The sequence below is a fragment of the Rhodococcus sp. EPR-134 genome (assembly GCF_001647205.1).
GTDB classification, from domain to species: Bacteria; Actinomycetota; Actinomycetes; order Mycobacteriales; family Mycobacteriaceae; genus Rhodococcus_F; species Rhodococcus_F qingshengii.
Genome location: NZ_LVCT01000664.1, coordinates 1 through 4,130 on the forward strand (window position 1 = coordinate 1; position 4,130 = coordinate 4,130).

General features: G+C 62.7%; 5 protein-coding genes and 1 pseudogene. 2 read left to right on the plus strand and 4 right to left on the minus strand.

From position 1 onward, the window contains the following. The 3 genes and pseudogenes from A2J01_RS28730 to A2J01_RS28740 all read right to left on the minus strand — a co-directional run. Window positions 1-237 (minus strand): annotated as a pseudogene (locus A2J01_RS28730) (acetyl-CoA C-acyltransferase); the annotation flags it as partial. Further along, the gene (locus A2J01_RS28735) at window positions 234-896 is read right to left on the minus strand and encodes a 3-oxoacid CoA-transferase subunit B (RefSeq protein ID WP_020906493.1); all 663 of its coding nucleotides are present in this window, start codon (window positions 894-896) and stop codon (window positions 234-236) included. The pseudogene A2J01_RS28730 and the gene A2J01_RS28735, both read right to left, overlap by 4 nt. Then, window positions 893-1,660, minus strand: coding sequence for a CoA transferase subunit A (locus A2J01_RS28740; protein ID WP_178377363.1), 768 nt, complete (start codon window positions 1,658-1,660; stop codon window positions 893-895). The genes A2J01_RS28735 and A2J01_RS28740 overlap by 4 nt, the downstream gene beginning before the upstream one ends. Before the next feature lie 167 nt (window positions 1,661-1,827). Here A2J01_RS28740 and A2J01_RS28745 point away from each other — a divergent pair, with 167 nt between their 5' ends. Further along, complete coding sequence (locus tag A2J01_RS28745) at window positions 1,828-2,607, plus strand: IclR family transcriptional regulator (protein WP_047269005.1); 780 nt, start codon at window positions 1,828-1,830, stop codon at window positions 2,605-2,607. On the opposite strand, the gene A2J01_RS28750 is transcribed toward A2J01_RS28745, so the two are convergent. Next, window positions 2,604-3,206, minus strand: a complete 603-nt coding sequence (locus A2J01_RS28750) for a helix-turn-helix domain-containing protein (protein ID WP_047269055.1) — start codon at window positions 3,204-3,206, stop codon at window positions 2,604-2,606. The genes A2J01_RS28745 and A2J01_RS28750 overlap by 4 nt on opposite strands. 112 nt (window positions 3,207-3,318) lie before the next feature. On the opposite strand from A2J01_RS28750, the gene A2J01_RS28755 reads away from it, so the two are divergent. Continuing rightward, window positions 3,319-4,130, plus strand: an 812-nt coding sequence (locus A2J01_RS28755) for an MFS transporter (RefSeq protein ID WP_156519439.1), incomplete at its 3' end; no start/stop codon positions are given.

Here is a 4,130-nt window from a genome sequence, read left to right on the forward strand (position 1 = left end):
CATGGGGATGCCGGCGGCGACGGCGGCTTGGCGGGCGGGCATCTGGCCGGCGCCGGCGGTGAGGACCTGTCCCATGATGACGTAGTCGACTTGTTCGGGTGCGACTGAGGACTTGTCGAGGGCGCCTTTGATGGCGATGCCGCCGAGGTCGGACCCGGAGAGGTCTTTCAACGATCCGAGGAGTCGACCCATCGGGGTACGAGCTCCCGCAACAATCACAGTGGTCGTGTCGGTCATGCCAGTTCAACTTTCAGTTCGGTGCCGGTTGCGGCGACTACGTCTTCGACGCTGACATCGGGGGCGAGTTCACGCAGGACGAGTGGGCCTTCGTCGCTCACGTCGATGACGGCGAGGTTGGTGATGATCCGATTCACCACGCCCTGGCCGGTCAGGGGCAGGGTGCACGCGTCGACGATCTTGGGGTTGCCGTCGCGGTCGTTGTGCTCCATGACGACGATGACACGCCGGGCACCGTGGACCAGGTCCATTGCGCCGCCCATGCCCTTGACCATCTTGCCGGGGACCATCCAGTTTGCGAGGTCACCCGTCTTCGACACCTGCATACCGCCGAGGACTGCGGTGTCGATGTGGCCGCCGCGGATCATCCCGAACGAGAGGGCCGAATCAAAATATGCCGCACCGGGGTTAACGGTCACGGTCTCTTTGCCGGCGTTGATGAGGTCAGGATCGACGTTGTCCTCGGTGGGATACGGTCCGGTGCCGAGAATTCCGTTCTCCGAGTGCAGGACCACACGAACGTCCGAGCCCAGGTATCCGGGAATCAGTGTGGGAAGGCCGATTCCGAGATTGACGTACTCCCCGTCGATCATCTCTGCGGCCGCCCGCGCTGCCATCTGCTGGCGCGTCCAACCCGTCACTGTCACTGGTGCGGTCATCGTGAGGTTCCTTCCGAAGCGCTGACGGTTCGCTTTTCGATTCGCTTGTTCTGAGGTCCGGTGTGGACTACGCGCTGGACGAAGACCCCAGGTAGATGCACTGACGCCGGATCGATTTCACCGGGCTCGACCAGACGTTCCACCTGCGCGATGGTGACCCGTCCCGCCATCGCGGCGAGCGGGTTGAAGTTCATCGCGGTCTTGTCGAACACGAGGTTGCCGTCGGTGTCTCCGAGAACAGCGTGCACGAGTGCGTAGTCGGCGTTGATCGCCTCTTCCATTACGTAACGCTTGGTTCCGAAGACGCGAGTCTCCTTCGGAGGCGATGCAATAGCGATCGAGCCGTCGGCGTCGTAGCGCCATGGCATTCCGCCGTCGGAGATGGGGCTACCCACCCCGGCCGGTGTGAAGAATGCGGGGATTCCGGTTCCGCCGGCGCGCAGACGCTCGGCGAGCGTTCCCTGCGGCGTCAGTTCCACTTCGAGTTCGCCGGCCAGGTACTGCCGGGCGAACTCCTTGTTCTCACCGACGTACGACGCGGTCACTCGTCGGATACGGCCGGCGCTCAGCAAGATTCCGAGACCGTGATCGTCGACGCCGCAGTTGTTGGAGAACACCTCGAGGTCGGTTGCACTCGTAGCTGCGATCGCGTCGATCAACACGTCGGGGATGCCGCACAAGCCGAATCCGCCGACGGCCAGCGTTGCGCCGTCGACGATGTCGGCGACCGCCTCCGCTGCGGACTCGTACACCTTTGCTGTCATGTTCTCTCCCTGCCAAGCGTTCATTGAGTAGACACTCACTCACTTCGATATCCAGTGAACTATCTCCAGTTCACAGGTTCAAGGAATCTCGAACATCAACCGAGAACTGATCGACTACTGATCGTCTGAAGGAATTTCGTTCATTGAATGGACGCTAGGATGGCTGCATGCCAACTCACGGGCAATCGCCGGCCATGGTCGCGCGGGTGGCTGCACTTCTGCGAGCCCTCGGCGCGTCCGAACCAACGGGCACTTCCACCACGGAATTGGGCAAGGTCACCGGCCTCGCTCGGCCCACTGCGCACCGACTGCTCACGTCCCTGGCTGCCGAAGGACTGGTCGACCGTGACGCACGAACCGGTCGGTGGTCTCTCGGCCCGGAGTTGTACCTCCTGGGGGCGGCGGCCGGAAATCGGTACGACATCACCGACCGGGCTCGCGACGTCGTCGACGAACTTGCCCGGGTCACGGGGGAGAGCGCCTTCCTGTCGGCACGCCGAGGTGACGAGACCGTCTGCATCCTGAGTCAGGAAGGCAGTTTTCCACTGCGATCTCACGTGCTGCACGAGGGGAAGCGATTCCCGTTGGGGGTCGCGTCGGCGGGGCTTGCCATCTTGAGCCATCTACCGACGCGGGACGTCGACGACTATTTCGCCCGAGTGAATCTGGAATCGGAATGGGGTGAGATCCACAGTGAGGCATCAATCCGTGAGCGAATCGAGTCGACGCGTGTCACCGGGTACGCGGTTAATCCAGCCCTCATCGTCGAGGGAAGCTGGGGGATGGGTGCCGCGGTGTTCGACCGCAACGGGCGCCCGGACTGGGCGCTGAGCCTGACCGGAGTGGAAACACGCTTCCGGCCCGCGCGTCATGCCGAGTTGGGAACGCTACTCCTCGAGCACGCTCACACACTGTCGAACCGATTGAAAACGCATGCAGTGAACTAACTTTCGTGAACCAGGTCTTGTGCAGTAGTAGTTTTTGCCTTCGTGCGCACATGTGCCTTCTCGCCTTGCGGGCCGAAAAGATGCAAGATTTCCACCACCTGTTCATCGGCAGGCCCGAACCAATGGGGCTCGGCAGTGTCGAACTCCGCGACTTCCCCGGGGTGTAGGAGAACCTCGTTCGCCCCCAGGATGAGACGCAGATCCCCGGCGAGGACGTAGAGCCATTCGTAGCCGGCGTGGGTGACCAGCTTCGGTGGACGCGGACCGATCACCTGTTTGAAGACCTGCACGCGGCCGGGATAGCGCGTCAACGGAACGACGGCACTGCCGTTCTTGCGTCGGCTCGGGGTGAGATGGACCCGAGGATCGCCCGTAGCGGGGGCGCCGACGAGTTGGTCCAGCGCGACCCGGTGCGCTCGGGCAAGCGGCAACAGCAGATCGAGGGTGGGACGACGCTTACCCGATTCGAGGCGTGAGAGTGCGCTGACAGAGATGCCGGTGGCTTCGGACAGGCCCTCGAGGGTCAATCCGCGATCGCGTCGAAGCGTGCGCAGTCTCGGTCCGATATCGGTGATCAACTGCTCGAATTCAGCATCCATGCCGTCCATCTTTGCAGTTTCCGCAAAATTTCTACCGGCTTCGGACGCTGGAGAGCAACGATCCTTTCGACAGTCGAGTACGGCAGAGCACTTCGAGAGATGGAGTCCGACCATGAAACCTTCGAGCGGGATCGAACCGCAAGTGATCGGACTCGATGCAGGGCGGCGATGGGGCATCCTGGCGATCTGCTGCACGAGCCTGTTCGTCGTCGGGTTGGACACCACCATCGTCAACGTGGCCCTGCCGACGATCGGTGAGGGATTTCGCGTGGGAACCCGTGGTCTGGAATGGGTCGTCAACGCATACACACTCGTCCTGGCGAGCTTGCTGATCTCGTCCGGAGCAGTGGCCGATCGTTTCGGCAGGAGACGAGTCTTTCAGATCGGTCTGGTGGTTTTCGGGGTGGCGTCGATTGCCTGCGCGCTCGCTCCGTCCGTCGAGATGTTGATCGCGGCGCGGATCGTCCAAGGCGTCGGCGGGTCGATGCTCAGTCCGGTTGCCTTGGCGATCGTCGTCAACGTGATGACCGACCCGAAGGAGCGGGCCAAGGCAATCGGGGTGTGGGCCGCGGTCTTCGGCCTGAGTATGGCGGCAGGGCCGATCGTCGGCGGCGTGCTCATCGAAAGTTTCGGCTGGCGATCGGTTTTCTGGATCAACGTGCCGGTGATCTTGGCCGTGCTCGCCCTGACTGCTGTGTTTGTTCCGGAGTCCCGAGCGCAGCAGTCGCGACGACTCGATCTTCCCGGTCAGTTGCTACTGGTGATTCTTGTCGGCGGGGCGGTTGCCCTTCTGATCGAGGGTCCGCGAATCGGATGGTTCTCTGCCGCGGCGACGGCAGGGTATGTCGTTGTTGCTGCAGCGTTGGCCGCATTCATCCGCGTCGAATCACGCAAGCGCGAGCCACTGATGGATCTGGCGCTCTT